General features: G+C 68.0%; 23 protein-coding genes, 1 tRNA gene and 1 pseudogene. 15 read left to right on the forward strand and 10 right to left on the reverse strand.

Features of this window, described 5'->3' with window-relative positions:
- Positions 1 to 222 (forward strand): annotated as a pseudogene (locus tag ACYQ0J_RS10070) (IS982 family transposase); the annotation flags it as partial.
- 88 nt (positions 223 to 310) lie between these two features.
- On the opposite strand, the gene ACYQ0J_RS10075 reads toward ACYQ0J_RS10070, so the two are convergent.
- Positions 311 to 387, reverse strand: a tRNA-Arg gene (locus tag ACYQ0J_RS10075).
- Between the two features lie 44 nt (positions 388 to 431).
- On the opposite strand from ACYQ0J_RS10075, the gene ACYQ0J_RS10080 reads away from it, so the two are divergent.
- From ACYQ0J_RS10080 to ACYQ0J_RS10095, 4 genes are all read left to right on the forward strand, one after another.
- A complete protein-coding gene (locus tag ACYQ0J_RS10080; RefSeq protein ID WP_460171988.1) occupies positions 432 to 2,240 on the forward strand; it encodes a peptidylprolyl isomerase in 1,809 nt (602 codons plus the stop codon).
- Between the two features lie 33 nt (positions 2,241 to 2,273).
- A complete protein-coding gene (locus tag ACYQ0J_RS10085) occupies positions 2,274 to 3,848 on the forward strand; it encodes a phosphoglucomutase (RefSeq protein WP_460171989.1) in 1,575 nt (524 codons plus the stop codon).
- 94 nt (positions 3,849 to 3,942) lie between these two features.
- The gene (locus tag ACYQ0J_RS10090) at positions 3,943 to 4,482 is read left to right on the forward strand and encodes a TRAP transporter small permease subunit (protein ID WP_460171990.1); all 540 of its coding nucleotides are present in this window, start codon (positions 3,943 to 3,945) and stop codon (positions 4,480 to 4,482) included.
- Between the two features lie 26 nt (positions 4,483 to 4,508).
- On the forward strand, positions 4,509 to 5,978 hold the full coding sequence (locus ACYQ0J_RS10095) for a TRAP transporter large permease (protein WP_460172025.1): 1,470 nt from the start codon (positions 4,509 to 4,511) through the stop codon (positions 5,976 to 5,978).
- Positions 5,979 to 6,020: 42 nt separating this feature from the next.
- Here ACYQ0J_RS10095 and ACYQ0J_RS10100 read toward each other — a convergent pair whose 3' ends face one another.
- The 3 genes from ACYQ0J_RS10100 to ACYQ0J_RS10110 form a co-directional block, all read right to left on the reverse strand.
- Entirely contained in the window at positions 6,021 to 7,100 is a 1,080-nt protein-coding gene (locus ACYQ0J_RS10100) for a TRAP transporter substrate-binding protein (RefSeq protein ID WP_460171991.1), read from the reverse strand.
- An 83-nt stretch (positions 7,101 to 7,183) separates the two neighbouring features.
- Positions 7,184 to 7,654 (reverse strand): DUF4384 domain-containing protein, encoded by a 471-nt coding sequence (locus ACYQ0J_RS10105; protein WP_460171992.1) that lies wholly within the window; start codon positions 7,652 to 7,654, stop codon positions 7,184 to 7,186.
- Between the two features lie 36 nt (positions 7,655 to 7,690).
- The gene (locus tag ACYQ0J_RS10110; protein WP_460171993.1) at positions 7,691 to 8,308 is read right to left on the reverse strand and encodes a ribonuclease HII; all 618 of its coding nucleotides are present in this window, start codon (positions 8,306 to 8,308) and stop codon (positions 7,691 to 7,693) included.
- A gap of 49 nt (positions 8,309 to 8,357) precedes the next feature.
- On the opposite strand from ACYQ0J_RS10110, the gene ACYQ0J_RS10115 reads away from it, so the two are divergent.
- From ACYQ0J_RS10115 to ACYQ0J_RS10135, 5 genes are read left to right on the forward strand one after another with little or no spacing between them, the layout of a single operon-like run.
- Positions 8,358 to 9,899, forward strand: a complete 1,542-nt coding sequence (locus ACYQ0J_RS10115) for a carboxylesterase/lipase family protein (protein ID WP_460171994.1) — start codon at positions 8,358 to 8,360, stop codon at positions 9,897 to 9,899.
- 5 nt (positions 9,900 to 9,904) lie between these two features.
- Entirely contained in the window at positions 9,905 to 11,917 is a 2,013-nt protein-coding gene (locus ACYQ0J_RS10120; RefSeq protein ID WP_460171995.1) for a molybdopterin oxidoreductase family protein, read from the forward strand.
- A 50-nt stretch (positions 11,918 to 11,967) separates the two neighbouring features.
- Entirely contained in the window at positions 11,968 to 12,420 is a 453-nt protein-coding gene (locus tag ACYQ0J_RS10125; RefSeq protein WP_460171996.1) for an NUDIX domain-containing protein, read from the forward strand.
- A 4-nt stretch (positions 12,421 to 12,424) separates the two neighbouring features.
- Complete coding sequence (thiI, locus tag ACYQ0J_RS10130; RefSeq protein ID WP_460171997.1) at positions 12,425 to 13,654, forward strand: tRNA uracil 4-sulfurtransferase ThiI; 1,230 nt, start codon at positions 12,425 to 12,427, stop codon at positions 13,652 to 13,654.
- Entirely contained in the window at positions 13,635 to 14,939 is a 1,305-nt protein-coding gene (locus ACYQ0J_RS10135) for an amidase (protein WP_460171998.1), read from the forward strand. The genes thiI and ACYQ0J_RS10135 overlap by 20 nt, the downstream gene beginning before the upstream one ends.
- Here ACYQ0J_RS10135 and ACYQ0J_RS10140 read toward each other — a convergent pair.
- On the reverse strand, positions 14,932 to 16,125 hold the full coding sequence (locus ACYQ0J_RS10140) for an SLC13 family permease (protein WP_460171999.1): 1,194 nt from the start codon (positions 16,123 to 16,125) through the stop codon (positions 14,932 to 14,934). The genes ACYQ0J_RS10135 and ACYQ0J_RS10140 overlap by 8 nt on opposite strands.
- Positions 16,100 to 16,687: a GNAT family N-acetyltransferase gene (locus tag ACYQ0J_RS10145; RefSeq protein ID WP_460172000.1), complete on the reverse strand. Its 588-nt coding sequence runs from the start codon at positions 16,685 to 16,687 to the stop codon at positions 16,100 to 16,102. Before ACYQ0J_RS10145 ends, ACYQ0J_RS10140 begins: the two co-directional genes overlap by 26 nt.
- Positions 16,688 to 16,732: 45 nt before the next feature.
- Here ACYQ0J_RS10145 and ACYQ0J_RS10150 point away from each other — a divergent pair, with 45 nt between their 5' ends.
- The 5 genes from ACYQ0J_RS10150 to ACYQ0J_RS10170 are packed head-to-tail and all read left to right on the forward strand — an operon-like array spanning position 16,733 to position 21,329.
- Positions 16,733 to 17,974, forward strand: a complete 1,242-nt coding sequence (locus ACYQ0J_RS10150) for an extracellular solute-binding protein (RefSeq protein ID WP_460172001.1) — start codon at positions 16,733 to 16,735, stop codon at positions 17,972 to 17,974.
- Between the two features lies 1 nt (position 17,975).
- Entirely contained in the window at positions 17,976 to 18,866 is an 891-nt protein-coding gene (locus tag ACYQ0J_RS10155) for a carbohydrate ABC transporter permease (protein WP_460172002.1), read from the forward strand.
- A complete protein-coding gene (locus ACYQ0J_RS10160; RefSeq protein ID WP_460172003.1) occupies positions 18,863 to 19,684 on the forward strand; it encodes a carbohydrate ABC transporter permease in 822 nt (273 codons plus the stop codon). The genes ACYQ0J_RS10155 and ACYQ0J_RS10160 overlap by 4 nt, the downstream gene beginning before the upstream one ends.
- 27 nt (positions 19,685 to 19,711) lie before the next feature.
- Positions 19,712 to 20,206, forward strand: coding sequence for a MogA/MoaB family molybdenum cofactor biosynthesis protein (locus tag ACYQ0J_RS10165; protein ID WP_460172004.1), 495 nt, complete (start codon positions 19,712 to 19,714; stop codon positions 20,204 to 20,206).
- Complete coding sequence (locus tag ACYQ0J_RS10170; protein ID WP_460172005.1) at positions 20,199 to 21,329, forward strand: aminotransferase class I/II-fold pyridoxal phosphate-dependent enzyme; 1,131 nt, start codon at positions 20,199 to 20,201, stop codon at positions 21,327 to 21,329. Before ACYQ0J_RS10165 ends, ACYQ0J_RS10170 begins: the two co-directional genes overlap by 8 nt.
- A gap of 61 nt (positions 21,330 to 21,390) precedes the next feature.
- Here ACYQ0J_RS10170 and ACYQ0J_RS10175 read toward each other — a convergent pair whose 3' ends face one another.
- From ACYQ0J_RS10175 to ACYQ0J_RS10190, 4 genes are all read right to left on the reverse strand, one after another.
- Positions 21,391 to 22,635 carry a bifunctional folylpolyglutamate synthase/dihydrofolate synthase gene (locus ACYQ0J_RS10175; RefSeq protein WP_460172006.1) on the reverse strand — a complete coding sequence of 415 codons (1,245 nt, stop codon included), beginning with the start codon at positions 22,633 to 22,635 and terminating at the stop codon, positions 21,391 to 21,393.
- Positions 22,636 to 23,031 (reverse strand): manganese-dependent transcriptional regulator PerR, encoded by a 396-nt coding sequence (perR, locus tag ACYQ0J_RS10180; RefSeq protein WP_460172007.1) that lies wholly within the window; start codon positions 23,029 to 23,031, stop codon positions 22,636 to 22,638. It abuts the gene before it with no gap.
- A 36-nt stretch (positions 23,032 to 23,067) separates the two neighbouring features.
- Positions 23,068 to 23,979, reverse strand: a complete 912-nt coding sequence (hemC, locus tag ACYQ0J_RS10185) for a hydroxymethylbilane synthase (protein WP_460172008.1) — start codon at positions 23,977 to 23,979, stop codon at positions 23,068 to 23,070.
- 120 nt (positions 23,980 to 24,099) lie between these two features.
- Complete coding sequence (locus ACYQ0J_RS10190) at positions 24,100 to 25,344, reverse strand: 2-oxo acid dehydrogenase subunit E2 (protein ID WP_460172009.1); 1,245 nt, start codon at positions 25,342 to 25,344, stop codon at positions 24,100 to 24,102.
- Positions 25,345 to 25,353: the final 9 nt, after the last annotated feature.

Below are 25,353 nucleotides of genomic sequence, written 5' to 3' on the forward strand. Positions count from 1 at the left end.
GTTCCCATGGTCATCCGCAGGAGGAACAGCCGGCGGTATCTCCCTTGGATGCAGTACCTGGCCATCGTGGGGCGGAGGGTGGTGGAGACGGTGGGGAGCATGCTCCATCACCTCTTCCCCAGGCGCATCCACGCCGTGACCCAGGAGGGTTTCGTCATCAAAGTTCTCACCTTCGTCCTGGCCCATAACATCAGTCTCCTGACCCAGAAGATGGCTGGGTAGCAACTTGGGTTATCCTAAACCCAGCTCTCATGGGGTGTGTGCTAAAATCCCTTCGTGCTTAGGGCTTTCCGGGTTACCCAAAGAAAAATGGCGCGCCCGAGAGGACTCGAACCTCTGACCTTCGGCTCCGGAGGCCGACGCTCTATCCAGCTGAGCTACGGGCGCACTCAGCGGGAGCTATCCTAGCACGCACAGGAGGAGGCGGTCAAGTGTTTGGCATCAACAAAAAGGTCATCACCATCCTTTTCGGTCTACTGGCCTTGGCCTTTGCCGTGGGGGCCATCCTCCTCTTCACCCCCCAGGCGGGACAGCAGGCGCGGGGCAAGCCCGTGCTGTGGGTGAACGGGAAAGCCGTCCACGAGCTGGACCTTCTCCGGCTCCAGGGGAACGACCCCCTCTATGCGGCCAACCCCGAAGGTCTCCTCAAGACCTTGGTGGACACCCACTTCCTGGAGCAGGTGATCCTCACCGAGGCCCTCAAGCAGGATGCGGCCCGGGTCCGGGTGGGGAGCGCCGAGGTGCGCAAGGAGTTGGACCGCATCAGGGAGCAGTTCGGCCTTAAGGAAAAGAAGGCTTACGAGCAGTTCCTCAACCAGGTGGGCTTCACCGATGCCCGGCTCCGGGCCGAGATCAAGACCCAGCTCCAGATCCAAAAACGCCTGGAGCAGATCCGCTCCTCGGCCAAGCCCACCCCGGAGGAGGTGCGCTTCTACTTCGAGGCGCACCGCGACGATTACAAGGGAGAGGCCCGGGTGAAGGCCAGGCAGATCGTGGTGGACGACCCGAAGCTGGCCGAGGACCTCCTGGCCAAGGCCAAGGCCGGGGAGGACTTCGCCGCCTTGGCCAAGGCGCACTCCAAGGTGGGGGCGGAGCAGGGTGGGGCCCTGGGCGCAGGACCCGGAGAAAGCGAGCCCAAGCCCGTGACCAAGGTGGTCTTCCCCGAAAAGGTGGCGGAAGCGGTCTTCGCCACCAAGGGGCCGGGCCTGGTGGGGCCCATAGAGGCGGGCGGGCGCTACTACCTGGTGCGGGTGGAGGCGTACCTGCCCCCCAAGGCCCCCTCCTTCGAGGAGGTCAAGGACCAGGTGGAAAAAGACGCCCAGGAGGCCAAAGGCAACGGGGCGCTGGAGGCCTACCTGGAGGACCTGCGCAAGAAGGCCCAGGTGCGCTTCGCCGAGGACAGCCCCTACCTTTACAAGAACCCCCCCGTGGCCAAGGTGGACGAGAAGGAAATCCTCCTCTCCCAGGTTCTCCAACCCGTCTTCTCCAACCAGCAGACCGCGGCCCTCATCCAGCAGGGTCTAGGGGAGCTGGCGGTGCAGTTCTTCCTGCCGCAAACCCTGGAAAACCTCATTGACCGGGAGCTTCTGGCGCAGGCAGCCAAGAAAAGCGGCCAACCCTTCCTTGGCAGCAAGGACGAGATCGCCCAGGCCTACTTGCTGTACGAGACCCGGGACCTAACCGCCACCGAGGAGGAGGCGCGGAGGTTCTACGCGGAGAACCCCGCCCTCTTCACCGTGCCCGCCAGCGCGGAGGTGGTGGGGGTGGTCTTCAAGGCCGAGGCCAAGGCCAAGGCCTTCCGGGAAGCCGCCTTGCGGAGCGGGGACCTGCAGGCCCTGGCCAAGGCTCAGGAGGGAACGGTCACCGAGTACGGGACCGTGAACCCCAACCAGCTTCCCGCCGTGCTGGACAGGTTGGTCTTCAAGGTCAAGGAATCCTTCCCCCAGGGCCCCTTGGGCGAGGTCAGCGAGGTGGTGAAGCTGGAGGACGGCACCTTCGCCGTGCTCCTCATCAAGAACCGCCGGGCGGAGGTGCTGAAGCCCTTTGCCCAGGTGGTGGAGGAGGCCAAGGAGGGGGCCATCAACAAGAAGCGACAGGCTAAAGCCCAGGCCCTGATCCAAGAGCTTCGAAAGGCGGCCAAGATCGAAAACCGCCTGAACCAGGTCTTGGCGGAGCTCACCCCCAAGACCGAGGAGAAGAAGGAGACCCCGCCCCGGGAAGAAGCCCCCGCTAAGCCCTAGGGGGAAAGGCGCCGGCCTCCTTAAGCTCAGGCCATGAACCTCCCCAGGCTCCTCACCCTCTACTACGAGGAACGCCCGGACCCCGAAGACCCGTGGCAACGGGTGGCCTTCGGCACGAGCGGCCACCGGGGCACGAGCCTCAAGGGCACCTTCACCGAGGCCCACGTCCTGGCCATGGCCCAGGCCATCGCCGACCTAAGGGGTTCTTGGGGGGCCATGGGGCCCCTTTTCCTGGGCAAGGACACCCACGCCCTCTCCGAGCCCGCCTGGGCCACGGCCTTGACCGTGTTCGTGGCCAACGGCCTCGAGGTGCGCGTGGAGCCGGAAGGAGGCTACACCCCCACCCCCTTGGTCTCCCTGGCCATCCTGGAGCACAACGCCATAAGCCAGGCCCCGGCGGATGGGGTTCTCCTCACCCCCAGCCACAACCCCCCGGAGGACGGGGGGTTCAAGTACAATCCCCCCACCGGGGGCCCGGCGGACACCTGCATCACCAAGGCCATTGAGGAACGGGCCAACCTCCTCCTAAGGGAGGGGCTGAAGGGGGTGCGGCGCCTTCCCCTGCGGGAGGCCCTGCGGCGGGCCAAGCCCTACGATTACGCCGGGCTCTACGTGGAAAGGGTGCGGGAGGCGGTGGACCTGGAGGCCATCCGCGCCTCCGGCCTCAGGATCGGGGTGGACCCCTTGGGAGGGGCGAGCCTCAGGGTCTGGGAACGCCTGGCGGAGCGCTACCGCCTGAGCCTGGAGGTGGTGAACCCCACCCTGGACCCCACCTTCCGCTTCATGCCCCCAGACCACGACGGCCGGATCCGCATGGACTGCTCCAGCCCCCACGCCATGGCGGGCCTCTTAGCCCTCAAGGACCGCTTTGACCTCGCCATCGGCAACGACCCCGACGCCGACCGCCACGGCATCGTGACCCCCAGGGGCCTCATGAACCCCAACCACTACCTGGCGGCGGCCGTCCACCACCTCTTCACCACCCGGACCTGGCCGGGGGCCAGGATCGGCAAGACCGCCGTCACCAGCGCCCTTCTGGACCGGGTGGCGAAGGCGCTCGGGCGGGAGGTGTACGAGACCCCCGTGGGCTTCAAGTACTTTGTGGATGGGCTTCTTCAGGGCTGGCTGGGCTTTGGCGGGGAGGAAAGCGCGGGGGCAAGCTTTCTCCGCCTTGACGGCAGGCCCTTCTCCACCGACAAGGACGGCATCCTCTTAGGGCTTCTCGCCGCCGAACTCATGGCCAAGCGGGACCAGGCCCCAGACGCCCTCTACGGGGAACTGGCCGGGGCCTTGGGCCGTCCCTACTACGCCCGCAAGGACCTGCCCCTGGCCCCGGAGGCCAAGGCCAAGCTCGCCGCCCTCTCCCCCGAGGCCATCCGGGAGAAGGAACTCGCCGGGGAACCCATCCTGGCCGTGCTCACCCGGGCACCGGGCAACGGGGAGCCCCTGGGGGGCCTCAAGGTGGTTACGGAAAGCGCCTGGTTCGCCGCCCGGCCCAGCGGCACCGAGGACGTGGCCAAGGTCTATGCGGAAAGCTTCAAGGGGGAAGCCCATCTAAAGGCGGTGCTGGAGGCGGCTTTGGCCTTGGTGGCGCGGGCCTTGTCCTGATTGGGCTTTCCCACGTGGGCGCCCTGGGGAAGCGCGTTGACAGCCCTGCCCCCCCTGGGTAGGATGGGGGCGGTTTTTAAGGGGGGTCAAGGAGATGCGCGTTCTGCTCGGTCTATCCCGCGCCATAGATGCCCTAAGCGAGAAGGTGGGACGGCTGGTGGTGTGGCTGGTGCTTTTGGTGGCGCTTCTTTCCGCGGGGAACGCGGTCATGCGCTACGCCTTCAGCTACAGCTCCAACGCCTACCTCGAGGCCCAGTGGTACATGTTCAGCCTCATCTTCCTCCTGGGCGGAGCCTATGCCCTTAAGCACAACGCCCACGTGCGCATCGACCTCCTCTACGGCCGCCTCTCCCCCAGGGCCCAGGCCTGGATCGATGTCCTGGGCACCTTCCTTTTCCTCATCCCCATGTCCGTGGGGGTGATCTACTTGTCCTGGCCCTGGTTCCTGAACTCCTTCACCGCCCGGGAGGTCTCTCCCGACGTGGGGGGCCTGCCCCGCTGGCCCATCAAGCTGATAGTCCCCGTGGGCTTTACCCTTCTCCTTCTCCAGGGTCTCTCCGAACTCATCAAGCGGTTGGCCTTCCTTTCGGGGCACCTAGAACTCCCCAAGGAGGAGAAGGAGGTGGTGGAGTGAACCTAGAAGGCCTCCTCCCCCCCCTCATGTTCGCCGCCCTCGTGGTCTTTCTCCTCTCGGGCTACCCGGTGGCCTTCTCCCTGGGAGCGGTGGGCATCGTCTTCGGGTTCTTGGGCATCGCCCTGGACCTCTTCCCGGCGGGGCTACTCCGGGCCATGCCGGACCGCATCTTCGGCATCATGTCCAACCAGCTCCTCCTGGCCATCCCCTTCTTCACCTTCATGGGCATAATCCTGGAAAAAAGCGGCCTGGCCGAGGACCTCTTGGACACCATGGGCAAGCTGTTTGGGCCCCTTAGGGGCGGGCTTGCCCTGAGCGTGGTCTTCGTGGGGGCCATCCTGGCCGCCACCACGGGGGTGGTGGCGGCCAGCGTCATGGCCATGGGCCTCATCTCCCTGCCCGTGATGCTCAAGTACGGCTACAACCCCCGCCTGGCCAGCGGGGTGATCCTGGGTTCGGCCACCCTGGCCCAGATCATCCCCCCCAGCGTGGTGCTCATCGTCCTGGCCGACCAGCTCGGGGTGAGCGTGGGGGACATGTACCGGGCGGCCTTGATCCCCGCGGGGCTCACCGTGGGCCTTTACTTCCTCTACGTGATCTACGTGGCCCTCTTCCGGCCCCGGTGGGTGCCCGCCTTGCCCAAAGAAGCCCGGCCCGAAGCGGGTAAAGAGCCCGAGGCCGCCTTTGCCCTCCTCTCCTACCTTCTGGTGGGGATAGGTTCCTGGAAACTCGGGGAGTTCTTGCACCTGCCGGGGTGGCTCGAGGGCTTAGAGGTCCTCCTGGGGCTTTTCCTCTGGACCCTAGTCCTTCTCCCCAGGATTCGGCGGAACCCCCTTCTCCGCCGGGCCCTCGTCTCCATGGTCCCCCCCCTGGTCCTCATCTTCCTGGTCCTGGGCACGGTCCTCATCGGCTTGGCTACCCCCACGGAGGCCGGGGCCATGGGGGTGATGGGCGCCCTCGTCCTTGCCGCCTTGAACCGCCGCCTCTCCTTCCCCGTTCTCTACGGGGCCATGGAGGGCACCGCCAAGCTCACAGCCTTCGTGATCTTTATCCTTATCGGCTCTACCCTTTTCAGCCTGGTCTTCCGGGGCGTGGATGGGGACCTTTGGGTGGAGGGGTTCCTCACGGGCCTTCCCGGTGGGGAGACGGGCTTCATCCTCTTCGTGATGGTCTTGGTCTTCCTCCTGGGGTTCTTCATAGACTTCTTTGAGATCGCCTTCATCGCCCTACCCCTTCTCGCCATCGGGGCAGAAGCCTTGGGAATAAACAAGCTCTGGTTCGGCCTCCTGGTGGGGGTGAACCTCCAAACCTCCTTCCTCACCCCGCCCTTCGGCTTCGCCCTCTTCTACCTAAGGAACGTGGCCCCCAAAGAGGTTCGGACGGAGGACATCTATCTGGGAGGCATCCCCTTTATTGGTCTGCAGCTCTTGGTGCTCCTCCTCGTCTACTTCCTGCGGGACCCCATCCTCCGCTTGGTGGGAGGAGCCCTGGGTTAAACAAGGCCCCGGGGCCTAAAGCCCCGGGGTTATGCTTTTGGGTTAGAGGGTGGGGAAGGCGAACTGGGCGTAGCCCAGCTCCGCCACCCCAAACCAGCGGTACGTCTCTTCCCGGAAGGCCTTCCAGGCGGTGTAGACTTTACGGTAGGTGGCGTCCTTGGCCGCTTCCTCCTCGTACCACTCAAAGGCCGCCTTTTGGGCTGCCTTCATGACCTCCGCGGGCCACTTCCGCAGGCGGACCCCAGCCTTGACGAGGCGCTGCAGGGCGGGGGCATTGACCCGGTCGTACTTGGCCAGCATAGCGAGGTTGGCCTCCGCCGCCGCCACCTCAAAGGCTTGCTGGTACTCCTTGGGGAGCTTCTGCCACTCCTTGAGGTTCACGTAGAAGGAAAGCTGTGGCCCGGGCTCGTGCCAGCCGGGGTAGTAGTAGTACTTGGCCACCTTGTGGAAGCCCAGCTTTTCGTCGTCGTAGGGGCCCACCCACTCGGCGGCGTCCACCACCCCCCGCTCCAGGGCCGGGTAGATGTCCCCACCCGCCAGCACCTGGGGCACCACCCCAAGCCGGCTCATCACCTGGCCGCCCGGACCAGGAATACGCATCTTGAGGCCCTTGAGGTCCGCCAGACCCTTGATCTCCTTGCGGAACCAGCCCCCCATCTGCGCCCCGGTGTTGCCCCCAGGGAACTGGATGATGCCAAAGTCCGCGAAGATGGGGCGGAAGAGCTCTATCCCGCCCCCATAGTACATCCAGGCGTTCTGCTGCCTGGCGGTGAGACCGAAGGGTACCGCGGTGTCATAGGCGAAGACTTGGGCCTTGCCCACGTAGTAGTAGCTGGCGGTGTGGCCCGCCTCCACCGTGCCCTGCTGCACCGCATCCATCACCTGGAGGCCGGGGACGATCTCCCCCGCCTGGTAAGTGCGGATCTGGAACCTGCCCCCGGTGAGGTCCCGCACCCGCTCCGCCAGCACGTCCGCCGCCCCAAAGATGGTGTCCAGGCTCTTGGGAAAGCTGCTGGCCAACCGCCAGCGCACGGTGGGGGTTGCCTGGGCAAACACCGGACCGAAGGCCGCGCTGGCCGCCACGCCGATACCCGCCTTCCTTAAGAAGTCTCGCCGCTTCATTGTTGACCTCCTTAGCGGTCCGGGGGGATTATACCCCGGGCCCGGGTGGGGGACGCAAGCCCCCTTGCAAGTTCTTGCACACCCTAGCGCAGGTAGAAGTGGGTTTCCACCACCTGGTAACGCCTGGCCCTCGAGGCCTCCAGATACACCCGGAGCCGGGCGTCCCAGTCCGTGTAGACCCCCTCCAGCCGCAAGGCCCCTGGTTCCGTGTCGGTGTACACCGCCCGCACCCGGTGGAGGCCCCGGGGAGGGGTGAGGGTGTAGCGGTAGGCCCCTGGAGGCAAGACGTGGGTGCCCCGGGGGAGGAAAAAGCGGTCCAGCTCGTAGGTGTAGCCGTCCGGGTCCTGGACCACCAGGCTCACCCAACCGGGGCTCTCCAGGGTGAGGAAGAAGCGGATGTCCTCCCCCACGAAGTACGTGGCCCCCGCCCCTCGGTCGGGCTCAAAGCGCAGGATGGCCGGTGTAAAGTCCAGGCGGTAGGTGAGGGTCACCCCTTCCAGGGTCAGGGTGCAGGCGGAAAGAAGTCCCGCCAAAAGCGCCAAAAGAAGCCGCATGGGCACCTCCCCTTACCAGCTTAGACCCCTCAGGCCCTAGACCCCTTCAGGAAACCTTAAGGCCGCCTGGGCCACGGGGCCATAGCGCTTGCGGTGGACGGGGCAAGGCCCCAGGCGGTCCAAGGCCGCTTGGTGCTCCGGGGTGCCGTAACCCTTGTGCCGGGCGAAGCCGTAACCCGGATAGAGGCGGTCCAGCTCGGCCATGATCCGGTCGCGGTGCACCTTGGCCAGGATGCTGGCCGCGGCCACCGTGGGGCTATTCTCGTCCGCCTTGGGGGGGAAGAGGAGGGGAAGGGAGGTGGGAAGGGCGAGGTAGTCGGTGACCAGAGCCTCCGGGGCCAAGGGGAGGGAGGCCAGGGCCCTTTCCGCCGCGAGGAGGGTGGCCTTGAGGACCCCGAGCCGGTCCACCTCCGCCGCCTCCACTACCCCCAGGGCGTAGGCCAGGGCCACCTCCTTGACCCTTTCCGCCAGGCGTTCCCGCGCCTTGGGGGGAAGGAGCTTGGAGTCCTTGAAGGGATACTCCCCAGGGGACAGGATCACCGCCCCCACCACGATGGGCCCCGCCCAGGCCCCCCGGCCCGCCTCGTCTAGGCCAGCCACCAGGAGGCCCGCCCGCCAGAAGGGGGCTTCCAAGGGAGCCTCCACGGACCGCATTATGCCCCACACCCTCACCGGAGAGGCAGGCCTAGAATGGATCTAGGCCATGAGGGGATGGCTCGGAGTGGTGTTCCTGGCAGGCCTGGCCGCAGCCCAAGGCTTCCTTGTCTTCACCCCCTTGGGCCAGGCGGAAGGCCGGTTAGAGGGGGGCGCCATCGCCTTTTATGGGCTCCCCTACGCGGAGGCCGGGCGCTTCCAAGCCCCCAGGCCCCTGGCCGCCTGGCCCCAAGGGGTGGGGCAGGAGCGGGTCGCCTGTCCCCAGGTTCCGGGGACCACGGCGCGGTTGGGGAGCGCCATCCCGCCCCAGCGGGAGAAGTGCCTGGTCCTAAACCTCTATCTGCCCGCCCGGCTCCCGCCCCCGGAGGGCCTCCCCGTGATGGTCTACCTGCACGGGGGCGGCTTCACCTCGGGAAGCGCCGCCGAGCCCATCTACCAGGGCCATCTCCTGGCGCGGGAGGGCGTGGTGGTGGTGGTCCCCAACTACCGCCTGGGGCCCTTGGGCTTCCTGGCCCTTCCCGCCCTGGCGGAGGAAGACCCCGGGGCGGTGGGGAACTATGGGCTTTTGGACGTCCTCGAGGCCCTCCGCTTCGTCCGGCGCTACATCCGCTACTTCGGGGGCGACCCCGAGAACGTCACCCTCTTTGGGGAATCCGCCGGGGGGATGCTGGCCTGCGCCCTCCTGGCCCTTCCCGAGGCCCGGGGGCTCTTCCAGCGGGCCATCCTCCAGTCCGGGGGGTGCGGCTACGTCCGTCCCCTGGAGGCGGGCTTCGCCTTCGGGAAAGCCTGGGCCAGGGCGCGGGGGTGCGACCCTAAGGACCTCCCCTGCCTCCGCGCCCTTCCCCTGGAGAAGATCCTCCCCCAGGAGCCCACCCTGGAGGCCATGGGCCGCCTCCTCTCCCGGCCCTCCATCTTCCTTTCGGGGCCCTTCAGGCCCCACCTCGGCCCCCTCCTGCTCCAAGACCCCCGGCAGGCCCTGAGGGCGGGAAAGGCGGCGGGCATCCCCCTCATCGCCGGGGCCAACGCCGAGGAGGTAAGCTTCCCTGCCCTGCAGGGGCTCCTTGGCCCCAGGACCTGGGCCGAGGCCCAGGCCAGGCTGGAAGCCTCGGGGCTTTCCCCCAGGCAGGTGGAAGCCCTCCTCGCCCTCTACCAAACCCGCTTCCCTGACCCTGAAGCCGCCTGGGGAGCCCTTCAGACCGACCTCACCCTCCTCTGCCCCTCCCTTCAGGTGGCCAGGCTCCAAGCCCCCCACGCCCCCACCTACGCCTACCTCTTCACCTTCCGGGTGCCGGGATGGGAGGGCCTCGGGGCCTTCCACGGGCTGGAGCTCGCCCCCCTTTTCGGGAACCTCACGGCCATGCCCTTCCTGCCCCTTTTCCTGGGCGAGGAGGCCAAGGCGGAGGCGGAGTACCTGGGGCGGAAGATGCGCCGCTACTGGACCTCCTTCGCCAAGGGCGGCGAGCCCGAGGGCTGGCCCCGCTGGCCCCTTTACCGGGAAGGCCACCTCCTGCGGCTGGACGTCCCCGTGGGGCTTCTGCCAGACCCTTACGAAGAACGGTGCGGCGCCCTCGAGGCCTTAGGGCTACTATGAAGGGCATGAAGGCCCGCGCCACCTGCCCCCTGGACTGCCCCGATGCCTGTAGCCTCCTCCTCACCCTGGGCGAGGGGCGCCTCCAGGGGGTGGAAGGGGATCCCCGCCACCCCATCACCCAAGGCTTCGCCTGCGCCAAGACCTACCGCTACCCGGAAAGGGTAAGGGAAAGGCTCCTCTACCCCTTGCGCCGGGTGGGGCGGAAGGGAGAAGGGAGGTTCACCCGGGTCTCCTGGGAAGAGGCCCTGGACGCCATCGCCCAGAAGCTCCAGGAGGTCCTGGACCGATATGGGGGTGAAGCCGTCCTCCCCTACCACTACGCGGGCACCATGGGCCTGGTGGAGAACCAGCACCCCCTGGCCTTCTTCCGGGCCATCGGGGCGAGCGAGCTTCTGGAGACCATCTGCGCCACGGCGGGGAGCGCCGCCTGGGAGATGACCTATGGCCCCCGCCTCAGCCCCGATCCCGAGGACATCCCCGAAAACGCCCGCTACATCCTCCTTTGGGGCATCAACAGCCTCTCCACCAATAGCCACCTCACCCCCTTCCTCAAGGAGGCGAGAAGGCGGGGGGCCAAGGTGGTCCACATAGACCCCTACGAAAACCTCACCTCTCGCTTCGCCGACCTCCACCTCAGGCTCCGCCCCGGCACGGACGCCGCCCTCGCCTACGCCCTGGCCCACGTCCTCTTCCGGGAGGGCCTTTTGGACCGGGACTACCTGGGGAGGGCGGCGGTGGGTCTGGAGGAGTTCCAAAAAGAAGCGGAAAAGTGGCCCCCAGAAAGGGCAAGCGCCCTCACCGGGGTGCCGGAAGCAGCCATCCTCGCCCTTGCCCGGGAGATGGGGGAGGCGAAGCGGGTTTTCTTGCGGGTGGGCTACGGCATGACCCGCCATCCGGGAGGGGGGAACGCCCTCCGCGCCGTGATCCTCCTCCCCGCCCTCCTCGGGGCCTGGCGCTACCCGGGGTGCGGGGCCATGCTCTCCACGAGCGGGGCCTTTCCCTTAAACAAGCGCTTCCTGGGGGGAAGGCACCTCCTCGCGGAGGACCACCCCCACGAGGGCTACTTCCGGCCGAACCCCAAGGCGCGGGCCATCAACATGAACGGGCTCGGCACCGCCCTCGCCGGGCTTGAGCCCCCCATAAGGGCCCTCTTCGTCTTCAACAGCAACCCCCTGGTGGTGGCCCCGAACACGGGGGAGGTGAAGGCGGGGCTTGAACGGGAAGACCTCTTCACCGTGGTGCTGGAACAGGTGATGACGGAAACCGCGGCCTTTGCCGACTACCTCCTCCCCGCCACCTTCTTCTACGAGCACCCCGACCTCTATACCAGCTACGGCCACTACTACCTCTCCTGGAACGAGCCCCTCTGCCCCCCCGAAGGGGAGGCCCGCCCCAACACCTGGGTCTTCCGGGAGCTGGCGAAGAGGCTCGGCCTGAAGGAGCCCACCCTCTACTGGACCGCGGAGGAGGTGGCGCGAAGCCTCCTCGCCTCGGACCACCCTTACCTAAAGGGCCTCACCCTGGAGAGGCTTAAGGAGGAGGGCTTCGTGAAGCTCAACCTCCCCAAGCCCTTCCTCCCCTTCGCCGAAGGCGAGGTGCGCTTCAGCCCCCCGCCCGAGGTGATCCCCACCGAGCCCCTTCCCGAATACCCCCTGATCCTCATCACCCCCCCGGCCCACCGCTTCCTGAACACCACCTACGGCGGCGTCCCGGCCCTGGTGGCGGCGGAAGGCGGGGAGCCCAGGCTCCTCATCCACCCCGAGGACGCCGGGGTGCGGGGGGTGAAAAGCGGGATGCTGGTTCACATCCGCTCCCCCTGGGGCAGGATCACGAGGAAGGCGGAGGTGAGCGAGGCCCCCATCCCGGGGACGGTGGTCCTCGAGGGCACCTGGTGGGAGCGATGGGCCCCGGACGGCAAGGGGGTGAACCACCTCACCTCGGAGGGGCTCACGGACCTGGGGGGAGGGAGCACCTTCCACAGCACCCCCGTGGAGGTGGAGCCCATCCGCCTGGCCTGAGGCCGCCCGTGGGCTTTGCGCCCGGGCCCAAGGCCTGCTACCCTTAGGGGGTGCACGGGGAGGTGCGCCCTTCGGGCGGGCGCCGAGAACGCCCCCACAAGCGCTCCGTGGCCCTGGCCGCCTGGGCCAAGGGGGGCCTGGTCCTGGTGCGACGCCCGCAGGAGGACCCCGAGTTCGGGGGGGCCTGGGGCCTGCCGGCGGTGAGCCTGGCCGAGGGGGAGGCCCTGGAGGCGGCGGCCCTGCGGGTGGCCCGGGAGAAGCTGGGGGCCGAGGTGGCCCTCCGCTTCCCCGTGGCCTTCGGCCGGGAGGAGCGGGCGGCCTACACCCTGGAGCTTTGGGTCTACGAGGCCCACCTCCTCTCCCCGGTCCTCCTTCCCGAGCCCAAACCCGGGAAGACCTTTTACACGGCCTTCCGCTTCGGAAGCCCCGAGGACCTGAGGGAGGCCGCCAGGCGGGGCTCTCTTTGCAGCCGGCTCTACCTGGCGGTCAAGGGCTTTTGCTAAAGCCATGGAAACCCTGGTGCTGGTGAACCTCTTCCACGAGCTGGCCCTGAAGGGGGGAAACCGCCCCGCCTTCCTCCGCAAGGCCAAGGCCCACGTGAAGCGGGCCCTGCGGGGCACGGGGGCCGGCCTCGAGGCGGAGTGGCCCATGGCCCTCCTCTTCCGCCTGCCCGAGGAGGCCTGGCCCGAGGCCCAAAAGCGCCTGGGAGAGACCCTGGGGGTGGAACGCTTCGCCCGGGTGGTGCGCACCCAGGCCGACCTGGAGGCCATGGAGGCCGCCTTGGCCGAGGTTTTGGCAGGCGAGCGCTTCCAAAGCTTCCGCATCACCGCCAAGCGCTCCGACAAGCGCTTTCCCCTCACCTCCCCGGAGGTGGAGCGGGCCTTGGGGGCCTTCGTCAAGGCCCGCACCGGGGCCCAGGTAAGGCTCAAGGGGGCGGAGCGGGAGTTCGTGGTGCGCATCCTCCCCGGGGCGGCCCTCCTGGAGGTGGAGCACCACGCCGGCCCTGGGGGCCTTCCCCCAGGGGTCTCGGGGCGGGTGGTGGCCCTCCTCTCCGGGGGAATAGACTCCCCCGTGGCCGCCTACCGCCTGATGCGCCGGGGAGCGGAGGTGGTCCTGGTCCACTTCCACCCCTTCCCCCTCCTCTCGGGGGCGAGCCGGGAAAAGGCCCGGGCCCTCGCCGAGCGCTTGGTGCGCTTCCAGCACCGCCTGAGGCTCCACCTGGTGCCCTTCAGCGAGGTCCAGCGCCACATCATCGTGGAGGCCCCCACCGCCTACCGGGTGGTCCTCTACCGCCGCTATATGCTCAGGATCGCCGAAGCCATCGCCCGGGAAGAAGGCGCCCTCGCCCTTTGCACCGGGGACAGCCTGGGCCAGGTGGCCTCGCAGACCCTGGAGAACCTCCACGCGGTGAACCAGGCGGCCACCCTCCCCGTCTTCCGCCCCCTCATCGGGTGGGACAAGCAGGAGATCATGGCCGAGGCCCGAAGGATCGGGACCTACGGGATCTCCATCCTCCCCGATGAGGAGTGCTGCACCCTCTTCGCCCCCAGGCACCCCGTGACCCGGGCGGAGCTGGCCGTGGTGTTGGAAACGGAAAGCCGCTTGCCCACCGCAGAGCTCGTGGCCCTCGCCCTGGAGGGCCGAGAGGTGGTGGCCTACGCCTGGCCGGGGCGCAAGCCCCTACAGGAAGAGGGCAGGGGGGCTTTTATAATGGAGCATGGACCTGCTGAAGGCTAAAGCCCTTCTGGAGCGCGGCGAGACCACCCCCCTGGACCTCTTGGAGGAAGCCCTGGAGCGGGCCCGCGTCTTTCAGGACCGGAACGCCTTGGCCTACCTGGACGAGGAGGGGGCCAAAGCCGAGGCCAGGCGGCTCACGGAAGAGCTCAGGCAGGGGAGGGTGCGGGGCCCCCTCCACGGCCTTCCCCTCACCGTCAAGGACCTTTTCCCCGTGAAGGGCATGCCCACCCGGGCCGGAACCCGGGCCCCCCTCCCCCCCCTTCCCGAGGAGGCGAGGGCGGTGCGCCGCCTGCGGGAGGCCGGGGCCCTCCTCTTCGCCAAGACCAACATGCACGAGATCGCCCTGGGGATCACCGGGGAAAACCCCTGGACGGGGCCGGTGCGGAACGCGGTGGACCCCACCCGGCAGGCCGGGGGGAGTAGCGGGGGAAGCGCCGTGGCCGTGGCCCTGGGGATTGGCCTCGCCTCCCTGGGCTCGGACACCGGGGGCTCCATCCGCATCCCCGCGGCCTTCAACGGGGTGGTGGGCTTCAAGCCCTCCTTCGGGCGGGTGAGCCTGGAAGGGGCCCTTCCCCTCTCCCGCTCCACCGACCACGCCGGGCCCCTCACCCAAACCGTGCGGGACGCCCACTTCCTCACGGAGATCCTGGCCGGGGAGGGCATCCCCCTGGAAGGCCCCCAGAACCCCACCTTCGGCGTGCCCCTGGACTTCCTGGAGGGCAGGCTCGGGGTAGGGGTGCGCAAGGCCTTTTCCCGGCTTCTGGAGGACCTGCCCACCCTCCGGGCCGAGGTGAAGGAGGTCTCCTTGCCCCTGAGGGGGGTCTACGAGGTCTACACCCGGCTCACGCGCTACGAGGCAGCCCGCATCCACGAGCGGGCCCTCAAGGAACACCCCGAGGGCTTCTCCCCCAAGGTGCGGGAGGCCCTCCTCGAGGGCCTGGCCCTCACGGAGAAGGACTACCGGGATGCGGTGGCCGAGCGGGAGGTCCTGCGCCTGGAGCTGGTGAAGGCCCTGAGGGGCGTGGACGCCCTCCTCCTCCCCGCCCAGCCCCTCCCCGCGCCCCCTCTGGGCACGGAGGAGGTGGAGCTGGAATCGGGTAAGAAAAGCCACCGGGAGGCCTTTATCATCCTCACCCTCCCCTTCAGCCTCCTGGGGGTGCCCACCCTCACCCTGCCCTTCGCCCGGGTGGAGGGCCTGCCCGTGGGCCTTCAGGTGGTGGGGGCCTACGCCGAGGACGGGAAGGTCTTGGCCATCGGGGGCTGGCTCGAGGCCCGCCTCAAATGAGCCAGGCGTAGAGAAGGGCCAGGGAAGCCAGGGTGAGGGGCAGGCCAAAACGGATGTGCTCCAGAAAACTCACCCGGACCCCTTCCCGCATGGCCCCTTCGGCCACGATGAGGTTGGCCACGCTGGCGAGGAGGGCGAGGTTACCCGCCGCCGTGCTCGCCCCGGCGAGAAGGAGAAAGCCCCTGGGCTCATGGCCTAAGGGGGCAAGGAGAAGAACGGCAGGCACGTTGGAGATGAGCAGGGAAAGCACCACGGTAACCAGGAGAAGCCCCCAGGAGCTCTGGGCCAAGGGCAGGAGGGCCTCGGCCAGGCCCAGGCGGCGGACGCCCTCGGTAAGGATGAAAAGCCCCCCGAACATCACCAAAAGCTCCCAGTCCACCCGCAGGAAGTAGCGCTCGGAGCGAAGCCTTCGGGTGAAGAGGAGAAACCCCGCCCCCACCAGGGCCCCCTGGGCCATGGGATAGCCCAAGAGAAAGGCGAGAAACAGCCCCAGGGCCACCAGGAGGCCCTTGCGGAGAAGCCCGCGGTGGAGGCGGTAGCGCAAGGGCGGCAAGGGAAGGAGAGGCTTCAGGGAGCGGACCTCAGGGTAAAGGAGGGCCAGGAGGAACACCTGGAGGAGAAGCCCCAACAGGCTGGGGAGCCAAAGGGCTTTCAGGAAATCCAGGTATGCGAGGCCGGAGAGGCTGGCTACCACGATGTTCTGGGGGTTCCCCGTGGGGGTCATGAGGCTTCCCGTGTTCACCGCCCCCATGAGGGCGAGGAGGTAGGGGACGGGGTTCAGGCCCAAGCCCTGGGTCACCTGGAGGACTAAGGGGGTGAGGAGGAGGGCCATGGTGTCGTTGAGGAAGAGGGCGGAAAGCCCCCCGGCCCCGAAGGTGAGGAGGAGAAGGAGGGCAAGGGGTGTCCGGGCCAGGCGCAAAAGCCGCTCCGCCACCAGGCCAAAGAAGCCGGCGTAGGCCAGGTGGGCGTTGAGGACCATGACCCCGAAGAGGAAGACCAGGGTCTCGGCGTCCAGGGCCTGCCAGGCCTCCTCGAGGTCCAAGACCCCAAGGAGGACCAGAAAGCTGGCCCCCACCAGGGCCACCCCCGCCCGGTTCATGCGGTAACCGGGAAGTCCCCCAAGGGCGAGCCCCAGATAAGCGAGGAGAAGGACCAAGGCGCTAAGGCCTTCCCGGATCTCCCCCATAGAGCCTTGCCTCCAAGCGGGCCTTCACGGGGGGCCACTCCTCCCGGAGGAGGCCATAGATCACATCGTCGCGAAAGGTGCCGTCAGGAAGCCTGCGGTTTTTCCGCAACACCCCCTCCCGCACCGCCCCCAAGGACTCCAGGGCCCTTTGGCTTCGGGCGTTCCTCAGGTCTACCTTGAACTGGATCCGCTCTACCCTCAAGACCTCGAAGGCGTGACGGAGGAGGAGGTACTTGGCCTCCTTGTTTACCGGGCTTCCCCAAAAGGGCTTGAAGACCATGGTGCCGAGCTCCAGCTTGGCGTTTTCCGGCTCGGGGGCGATCACGGAGATGCGCCCCGCGAGGGTGTCCTCCCGGTAGATGGCCCAGTTCACCCGCCCCGGCTCGGTGAGAAGCCCCTCCAGATGGGCCCTTAAGGCCTCGGGCGTGGCCTCCTGCGGGGCCCGGCTCAGAAAGCGGTAGACCTCGGGGTCGTAGGCCTCGAGGAAACCCGGCAGATGGGCCAGGGAGAGGGGCTCGAGGCGCACGTACCGCCCCTCCAAGACCTGGGGAAAGCGCCACATGAGCCCATTATGCCGTGGTAAAATTCCCCTTGAAAGGAGGCAAAGATGTTACAAAAACGCTTTCTTTCCGCGCTTCTATCGCTTCTGGGCCTTTCCTTTGCCCAGCCCGTCACCATCACCTACTGGCAGTACGAGTTTAAAAGCAAGGTGGAGGCGGTAGACGAGCTCATCCGCCGCTTTGAGGCCCAGAATCCGGGGATCAGGGTGGTGCACCAAACCTTCCCCTACGACGCTTACCAACAGAAGGTGGCCGCGGCCATCCCCGCCGGGCAGGGACCGGATGTGGTGAACCTCTACTACGGCTGGGCCCCCACCTGGGTCAAGGCGGGCTACCTGGTGCCCTTGCCCGAGGACTGGAGCCGGCGGATAGACCAGGACTTTGTGGCCATGGCCCAGGCGGTGAAGATAGAAGGAAGGGTATACGGCGTGCCCACGGCCGTGCGCAGCCTGGCCCTCTTCTACAACAAGGACCTCTTCCGCCAGGCGGGCCTTTCTGGCCCCCCCAGGACCTGGGACGAGTTCCTGGCGGCGGCCAGGAAGCTCACGGTGAAGCAAGGGGGGCGCTTCACCCAAATCGGCTACGGCATCGCCCCCGACGGGCAGGACCACCACCTGGTGCGGGAGGTCCTGGTGCGCCAGTTCGGCGGCCGACCCTATTCCGAGGACGGCCGCAAGGTGCTTTACCTAAACGAGGCTGGCCTGAAGGCCTTTACCTTCTACACCGACTGGGTGCGCAGGCACGAGATCGGGGTGCCGGGCTTCTTTCCCGGCAACAACGGCTACCGGGACGGCTTCATGGCGGGAAGGATCGGGATGATCATAGATGGCTCCTTTGCCATCGGCACCGTCCAACAGGGGGCCCGCTTCTCCTGGGGGGTCACCGAACTCCCCGTGGAGCGGGCGGGAAGCCGGAAGGCCAACTTCGGTTCCTTCTGGATGCATGGCCTCACCCCCTTGGCCACAGGCCCCAAGCGGGAGGCCGCCCTCAGGTTCTTGGCCTTCCTCACCTCGGAGGAAGCCCAACGCTACTGGCTGGAAAAGGTGGGGGAACTCCCCGCCAGCAAGGCCCTCATCCGCGATCCCAAGCTTTCCCTGCACCCCGTTTACGGCCCCTTCATTTTGAGCCTGGGCTACGCCAAGGCCACCCCCTTCGTGGACGAGACCGCCCAGCGCAAGGTGATGGTGGACGCCATCAACCGGGTGCTCCTCCAGGGGATGGACCCGGCCCAGTCCCTGCGCATGGCCGCGGAGGAGGAGCAGAAGATCCTGGACCGCTTCTGGAGGTAGGGTGCGTCTCACCCTCGGCCAGCGGGAAGCCCTTTGGGCGTACGCCTTCTTGGCCATCCCCCTGGCTTTCTTCCTCTATTTCCGCATTTTCCCCGCCTTCCAGGCCCTGGGGCTCTCCCTCTACGAGTGGCACGCCGACCCTTCCGCCCGGCGGTTTGTGGGTTTGGAACACTACGCCCACCTCCTCGAGGACCCTCTCTTCCGCAAGGCCTTGGGCAACACCTTCCTCTATACCCTCTTAGGGGTTCCCGCGCAGCTCCTCCTGGGCCTCGCCCTGGCCCTCCTTCTCCAGCGGGTACCGGTAGCCCGGGATTTCTTCCGGGCGGTCTACTTCGCCCCCTACGTGACCCCCGCGGTGGCCGTGGCCTGGGTGTGGAGCTGGATGCTTTCCCCCCACTTCGGCCTGGTAAACGAGATCCTCATCCTCGCCGGCCTTCCACCCCAGCCCTTCCTGCAAAGCCCCAGCCAGGCCTTGCCCACCGTGACCTGGGTGGTGGTCTGGCAGAACCTGGGCTTCCAGGTGGTCCTTTTCCTGGCGGGCTTAGAAAGCATCCCCCGCCAGTACTATGAGGCGGCCCGGATCGATGGGGCGGAGGGGTGGCGGCTTTTCCGGCACATCACCTGGCCCCTCCTAAACCCGGTCCTGGTCTTTTCCGCGGTCATCGCCACCATCGGCTACCTGCAGCTTTTCACCCAGGTGGTGAACCTTAACTTCACCGACCAAGGGGGGCCCTTGAACAGCACCTTGACCCTGGCCCTTTACATCTACCAGCTGGCCTTTCTCCGCTTCCAGCTGGGGTATGCGGCGGCAGTCACCGTGGTGCTCTTCGCCCTTATCCTCCTCATCACCCTCCTCCAGCTCCGGATCTTCACGCGGAGGGTGGAGCTATGAGGGCCCAAAGGCGGCTTGGGAACCTCCTGGCCCTGGTCCTTTTGGCCCTGGGAAGCGGGGTCATGGTTCTCCCCTTTCTCTGGATGGTCCTCACCTCCCTCAAACCCTTTCCCGAGCTCTTTACCCTTCGCTTCCTGCCCCAAGAGCCCACCCTGGAAAACTACCGGCAGGTCCTCTGGGGAACGGGGTTTCCCCGCTGGTTCCTGAATAGCCTGCTGGTGGCCGCGGTAACCACGGCCTCCGTGCTCTTCTTTGACAGCCTCGCGGGCTACACCCTGGCCCGGCTCCGCTTTCCCGGGAGGGGCCTCCTCTTCGTGCTGATCCTCTCTACCCTCATGGTGCCCACGGAGATGCTGGTCATCCCCTGGTACGTGATGAGCGCGGAAAAGGGGTGGATCAACACCTACTTCGGCCTCCTCTTCCCCGGCCTCGTCACCGCCTTCGGCGTCTTCCTCATGCGGCAGTTCTTTGAGACCCTGCCCCAGGATCTCTTCGACGCCGCCCGGATTGACGGGCTTTCCGAGTTTGGGGTTTTCTGGCGGGTGGGCCTCCCCCTGGTGCGCCCGGCTTTGGCCGCTCTGGGCATCTTCACCTTCCTGGGCAACTGGAACGCCTTCCTCTGGCCCCTCATCGTGGTGCAGACCCCGGAGATGCGCACCCTGCCGGTGGGGATCGCCCTCTTCTCGGGGGAGGCGGGCACGGCCTGGAACCTGATCATGGCCGCCTCGAGCCTGGCCATCCTACCGGTCCTGGTGGTCTTCTTCTTCTTCCAGCGGCAGATCATCGAGGGCGTGGTCCTGACGGGGCTCAAGGGCTGACCCGGGGAGCGTGATAGGCTAAGGGCAATGTTCCGCGTGGGCATCCTCACCGTTTCCGACAAGGGCTACCGCGGGGAAAGGGAGGACACCACCCACCTCGCCCTGCGGGAGGCCCTCCTGGGGGGGCCTTACCAGGTGGTGGCCTACGAGCTGGTCCCCGACGAACCCCCCCTCATCAAGAAGGTGCTCCGGCTCTGGGCGGACCGGGAGGGGTTAGACCTCGTCCTGACCAACGGGGGCACGGGGCTTGCCCCCAGGGACAAGACCCCGGAGGCCACCCGGGAGGTGCTGGACCGGGAGGTGCCGGGCCTGGCCGAGCTCATGCGCCTGAAGGGCCTGGAGAAGACCCCCATGGCCGCCCTCTCCCGGGGGGTGGTGGGGGTGCGGGGGAAGACCCTCATCCTCAACCTGCCGGGAAGCCCCAAGGGGGCCCGGGAGTCCCTGGAGGCGGTTTTGCCCGTCCTGCCCCACGCCCTCTCCCTGGTGACGGGCAAGCCCTGGCGGGAGGGGCACCATGAGTAGGGTACCCGAGCCCTCCGTCTTCCTGGTGGTGGACGAGGCCAAACGGAGGGCCCGGGAAAAGGGCACGGGACTCATAGACCTCTCCATCGGCTCCACCGACCTCCCGCCCCCCGAGGCCCCCCTAAAGGCCCTTGCCGAGGCCCTGAAGGACCCCACCACTTACGGCTACTGCCTGAAGAGCTGTACCCTCCCCTTCCTGGAGGAGGCGGCCCGCTGGTACGAGGGGCGCTACGGGGTGGGCCTGGACCCCAGGCGGGAGGCCCTGGCCCTCATCGGCAGCCAAGAGGGCCTGGCCCACCTCCTTCTGGCCCTCACGGAGCCCCAGGACCTGCTCCTATTGCCCGAGGTGGCCTACCCCAGCTACTTCGGGGCGGCCCGGGTGGCCTCCTTGCGGACCCACTTCATCCCCTTGCGGGCCGACGGCCTTGCGGACCTGGACCGCGTTCCCGAGGTGCTCTGGAAGGAGGCCAAGGTCCTCCTCCTCAACTACCCCAACAACCCCACGGGGGCCGTGGCGGACTGGGACTACTTTGAGAAGGCCCTGGAGCTCGTGCGGCGGCACGGCCTCTGGCTCATCCACGACAACCCTTACGTGGACCAGGTCTACGAGGGCGAGGCCCCTTCCCCCCTGGCCCTCCCTGGGGCCAGGGAGCGGGTGGTGGAGCTCTTCTCCCTCTCCAAGAGCTATAACCTGGCGGGCTTCCGCCTGGGCTTCGCCCTGGGGAGCGAGGAGGCCATCGCCCGCCTGGAGCGGGTGAAGGGGGCCATAGACTTCAACCAGTACGCGGGCATCCTGCGCATGGGCATGGCCGCCCTGAGGACGCCCAGGGAAGCCCTCTCGGGCTTCGCCCAAACCTACCGGGAGCGCGCCTTGAGGATGGCCCAAGCCCTGGAAGGGGCCCTGGCCCTCCTTCCCCCCAGGGCCACCATGTACCTGTGGGGCAGGCTTCCCCACGGGGTGGACGACCTGGAGTTCGTCTTAAGCCTAGTGGAAGAGGGCGTGGCCCTCGCCCCGGGCCGGGGGTTTGGGCCGGGCGGGAAGGGCTGGGTCCGGATCGCCTTGGTCCGGCCCCTGGAGGAGCTCCTAAAGGCCGCCCAGGCCATCCGCCAGGCCCTGGACTAGGGGCTCCTTTATTTCCCCCCTCGTTCGCCCCTTGGCTCCGGCAATCCCCACCGGGGTGGTGCTACTGCCACCGTTCCTCCGGGGGAAGGCCCTTGAGGCCCCGCAGGACCTCCCCCACCAGGTAGAGGCTTCCCGCCACCACCACCCGCTCCCCCAGGACGAAGGCCTTCTCCAAGGCCCTAGAAGGCTCTTCCTCCACCACCGCCCCTGGGAAAAGGGGAAGGAGGGCCTTGGGGTCGGCGCTCCGGGGGGAAGCGTACCGGGTCAGGACCACGGGGCCCAGGTCCTTCAGGGCCTGGGCCATGGCGGCGTGGTCCTTCTCCCGGCTGAAGGCGAGGACGAAGGCGGCGGGGAGAAACCCGTGAAAGCGGAGGGCCTCCCTGAGGGCCAGGGCGCCCTCGAGGTTGTGGGCCCCGTCCAGGATGAGCTCCCCCTTCCCGTAGGGAAGGCGCTGTAGCCTCCCCGGGTTCACCGCCCGGGCGAGGCCCCGTTCCACCGCCTCCCAGGAAGCCCCAAGAAGCCTCCCCCCCACCGCCGCCAGGGCCAGGTTCTCCGCCTGGTGGGGGCCCAAAAGGCGCGCCCGCAAGGGGCGGGCCTCCCCCGTCCCCTCCAGGTGGAGGACGAAGGCGAGGCCCTCCGGCAGGGCCTCCACCCCTTCCACCCGGAAGGCCTCCCCCAAGGCCCAAAGGGGCGTTCCCCGGGCTTTGGCCTCGGCCTTTAGCGTGGCAAGCCCCACCCCCTTGGCGGCGGTGAGGGCAGGAACCCCGGGGCGGAAAATCCCCGCCTTCTCCCGGGCCACGTCCCCCAGGGTGGGCCCGAGGCGGTCCAGGTGGTCGTGGCCGATGTTGGTAACCGCGGAAAGCAGGGGTTCCGTGGCGTTGGTGGCGTCCAACCGCCCCCCCAGGCCCACCTCCAGCACCGCGAACCCCACCCCCTCCCGGGCGAAGTGGAGGAGGGCCAAGGCGGTGGCTACCTCAAAGAAGCTGGCCCCCACCCGCTCCGCATGGGGGCGAACCTCTTCTAAGAGGGAGAAAAGCAAGCCTTCAGGGATGGGCTCTCCCCCCACCGCCACCCGCTCCGCAAACGCCTCCAGGTGGGGACTGGTGTAGAGCCCCACCTTCAGCCCCGCCTCCTCCAGGATGGCCGCCAGGGCCCGGGCGGTGGTGCCCTTGCCGTTGGTGCCCCCCACCAGGGCCACGGGGTAGGCCTCCTCCGGGTTACCTAGGGAATGGAGAAGGGCCCGGATCCGCTCCAGGCCCATGACCACCACGTCCTGGCGGGCATAGAGCCAGGCCAAGGGGTCCATCTAGCCCTTCAAGACCGCCTTACAGGTGGGGCAGAGCCCCCTAAAGGTCACCTCGGCGGCGTGCACCTCCACCCCGGGATGGGCCTCCTGGGCCAAAACCACCAGGTCCGGCAAGGCCACCTCCAGGTCCACGATCTCCCCGCAGGCCTCGCACACCAGGTGCAGGTGGGGGTGGAGGTTGGCGTCGTAGCGGGTGGCCTCCCCCGCCTTGGTGATGGGGATGAGGTACCCCTCCTCCACCAAGGCGTCCAGGGTGCGGTAGATGGTGCCCAGGCTCACCTTGGGCACCTCTTTGCGGACCTCCTGGTAGATCCAGGCGGCGTCGGGGTGGTTTCGGGCCCTCCGCACCACCTCCAAGACGGCCCTACGCTGGCGGGTCAAGCGCTTGAGCGCCATCGGCTCCACTATACCCCAGATGGGGGGAAAACTCCACTAAACCTGTCGGGTTTGGGCCAGAAGCTCCCGCCCCCCCTGCTCCAGGACGTCCTGGGCCAGCTCCAAGCCCAGCTCCTCCGCCTCCGCGGCCTCCCCCTCGATCTCCGCCCGGATGAAGCTCTTCCCGTCCGGGGAGAGGATGGCCCCCTCCAGGAGGAGGGTGCCGTCCTCCGCCACCTGGGCCAAGGCCCCCACCGGGGCCAGGCACCCGGCGCCAAGCCCCCTCAGGAAGGCCCTTTCCGCCCGCACCCGGTCCGCGGAAGGGTGGTGGTGGAGGGCGTAGGCCAGCTCCTCGGCCAGGTCGTCCCCCTGCCGGACCTCGAGGGCCAGCGCCCCTTGCCCAGGGGAGGGAAGCATGACCTCGGGCTCCAGGAACTGGTCGATGCGGTTGCGCAGGTCTAAGCGGATAAGCCCCGCCGCCGCCAGGACGATGCCGTCGTACTCCCCGTTCCCCAGGGCCGCCAAGCGGGTGTCCACGTTGCCCCTCAGGTCCTTCACCACGAGGTCGGGGCGGTAGGCGAGAAGCTGGGCCTTGCGCCTAACCGAGCTCGTGCCCACCACCGCCCCTTGGGGGAGGTCTTCCAGGCGCTTGTAGGTCTTGCCCAGGAAGACGTCCCGGGGGTCCTGCCTCCGGGGGATGGCGGCGATCTTGAGGCCAGGGGGCTCCTCGGTGGGGAGGTCCTTGAGGGAGTGGACGGCGATGTCGATCTCGCGGGCCAGGAGGGCCTCCTGCAGCTCCTTGACGAAGATGGCCTGCTCCAGGGGGCTCACCCCCTGGTCCCCCCGGGTCTTCACCGTCTTGACCTTAAACTCCGCCTCGGGCCAGCTCTCCTTCAGACGCTCCACCACCCACCGGGTCTGGGCCAGGGCCAAGGCGCTGCCCCGGGTTCCCACCACGATGACGCGCATACTTTCCCATACTACACGAGAACCCGGCAAAGCCCCCTCCTCACGCCCCTGCCTCCAGAAACCCCCGCCGGAGCCTTGCACCGGGGCCCCCATGCTGGCCCAAGCCAGCATGGGGTGGTATTACTCCAGGGCCAGGCCCAAGGGGTCTTCCAGGAGCGCCGCCAGGTGGCGGCAGAAGCGGGCGGCCTCGGCCCCGTCAATCAGGCGGTGGTCGTAGGTGAGGCCGAAGGGCATGACGAGCCTGGGAGCGAAGGCCTCCTTCTCCGCATCCCAGACCGGCTTCACCTGGGAACGGGAAACCCCCAGGATGGCCACCTCCGGCCAGTTGACGATGGGGGTGAAGCCGGTGCCCCCGATCCCGCCCAGGTTGGAGAGGCTGAAGGTTCCCCCCTGCATGTCCTCGGGGGCAAGCTTCCGCTCCCTGGCCTTCTCCGAAACCTCCTGAAGCTCCCGGGCCAGGCGCAAGACCCCCTTCCGGTCCACGTCCCGGATGACCGGCACCAGAAGGCCATGGGGGGTGTCCACCGCCACCCCGATGTGCACGTAGTCCTTGTAGATGACCTCGGCCTTTTCCGGGTCTATGGAGGCGTTGAACTTGGGGAAGGCCCTTAAGGTGAGGGCCAGGGCCTTGAGGAGGAAGGCGGTGAGGGTAAGCCTATAGCCCCGCTCCTCCGCCCGCTTGGCGTAGCGCTTGCGCAAGGCCTCCAGCTCGGTGATGTCCGCCTCGTCAAAGTGGGTGACCATGGGCACCTGGGCCCAGGCCTGGCCCATGGCGCGCAGGGTGGCCTTGCGAACGCCGCTCATGGGCTCACGGCGCACGGGACCCCACCTGCTGAAGTCGGGAAGCTTGGGCGCCGGGGCGGGAAGGGCCTCCTCCTTAGGAACAAGCCCCGCCGCCCGGCGCACGTCCTCCTCGCTGATGCGCCCGGCAAGCCCCGTGCCCCGGACCTGGGCCAGGTCCACCCCGAGCTCCCGGGCAAGCCGCCTCACGGAGGGCGCCGCGGGGATGAGACGGCGCTCCCCAGGAGCCGGCGCAGGTTGGGACGGGGCCTGGGGCGCCGAGGGGGTGGGCTTGGCCGGGGCTGGGGGAGGCGCCTCGAGGCGCTGGGGCACCGGAGGGGCCGCCCCTGCCCCTTCCTCGGCTAGCTCCAGGAAGGGCTGGCCGGGGCGCACCTCCTCCCCCACCTTCACCAATACCCGCCGCACCACGCCGCCCGCCTCCGCGGGCACCTCCATCACCGCCTTGTCGGTCTCCAGCTCCAGGAGGGGCTGGCCCGGGGAGACCTGGTCCCCCTCCTTGACCAGGATCCCCACCACCGTGGCCGTGCTCACGTTGTCGCCCAGTTCGGGAAGCTTTAGCTCCATCCTTACCCC

The organism is Thermus sp. FJN-A (assembly GCF_054655095.1).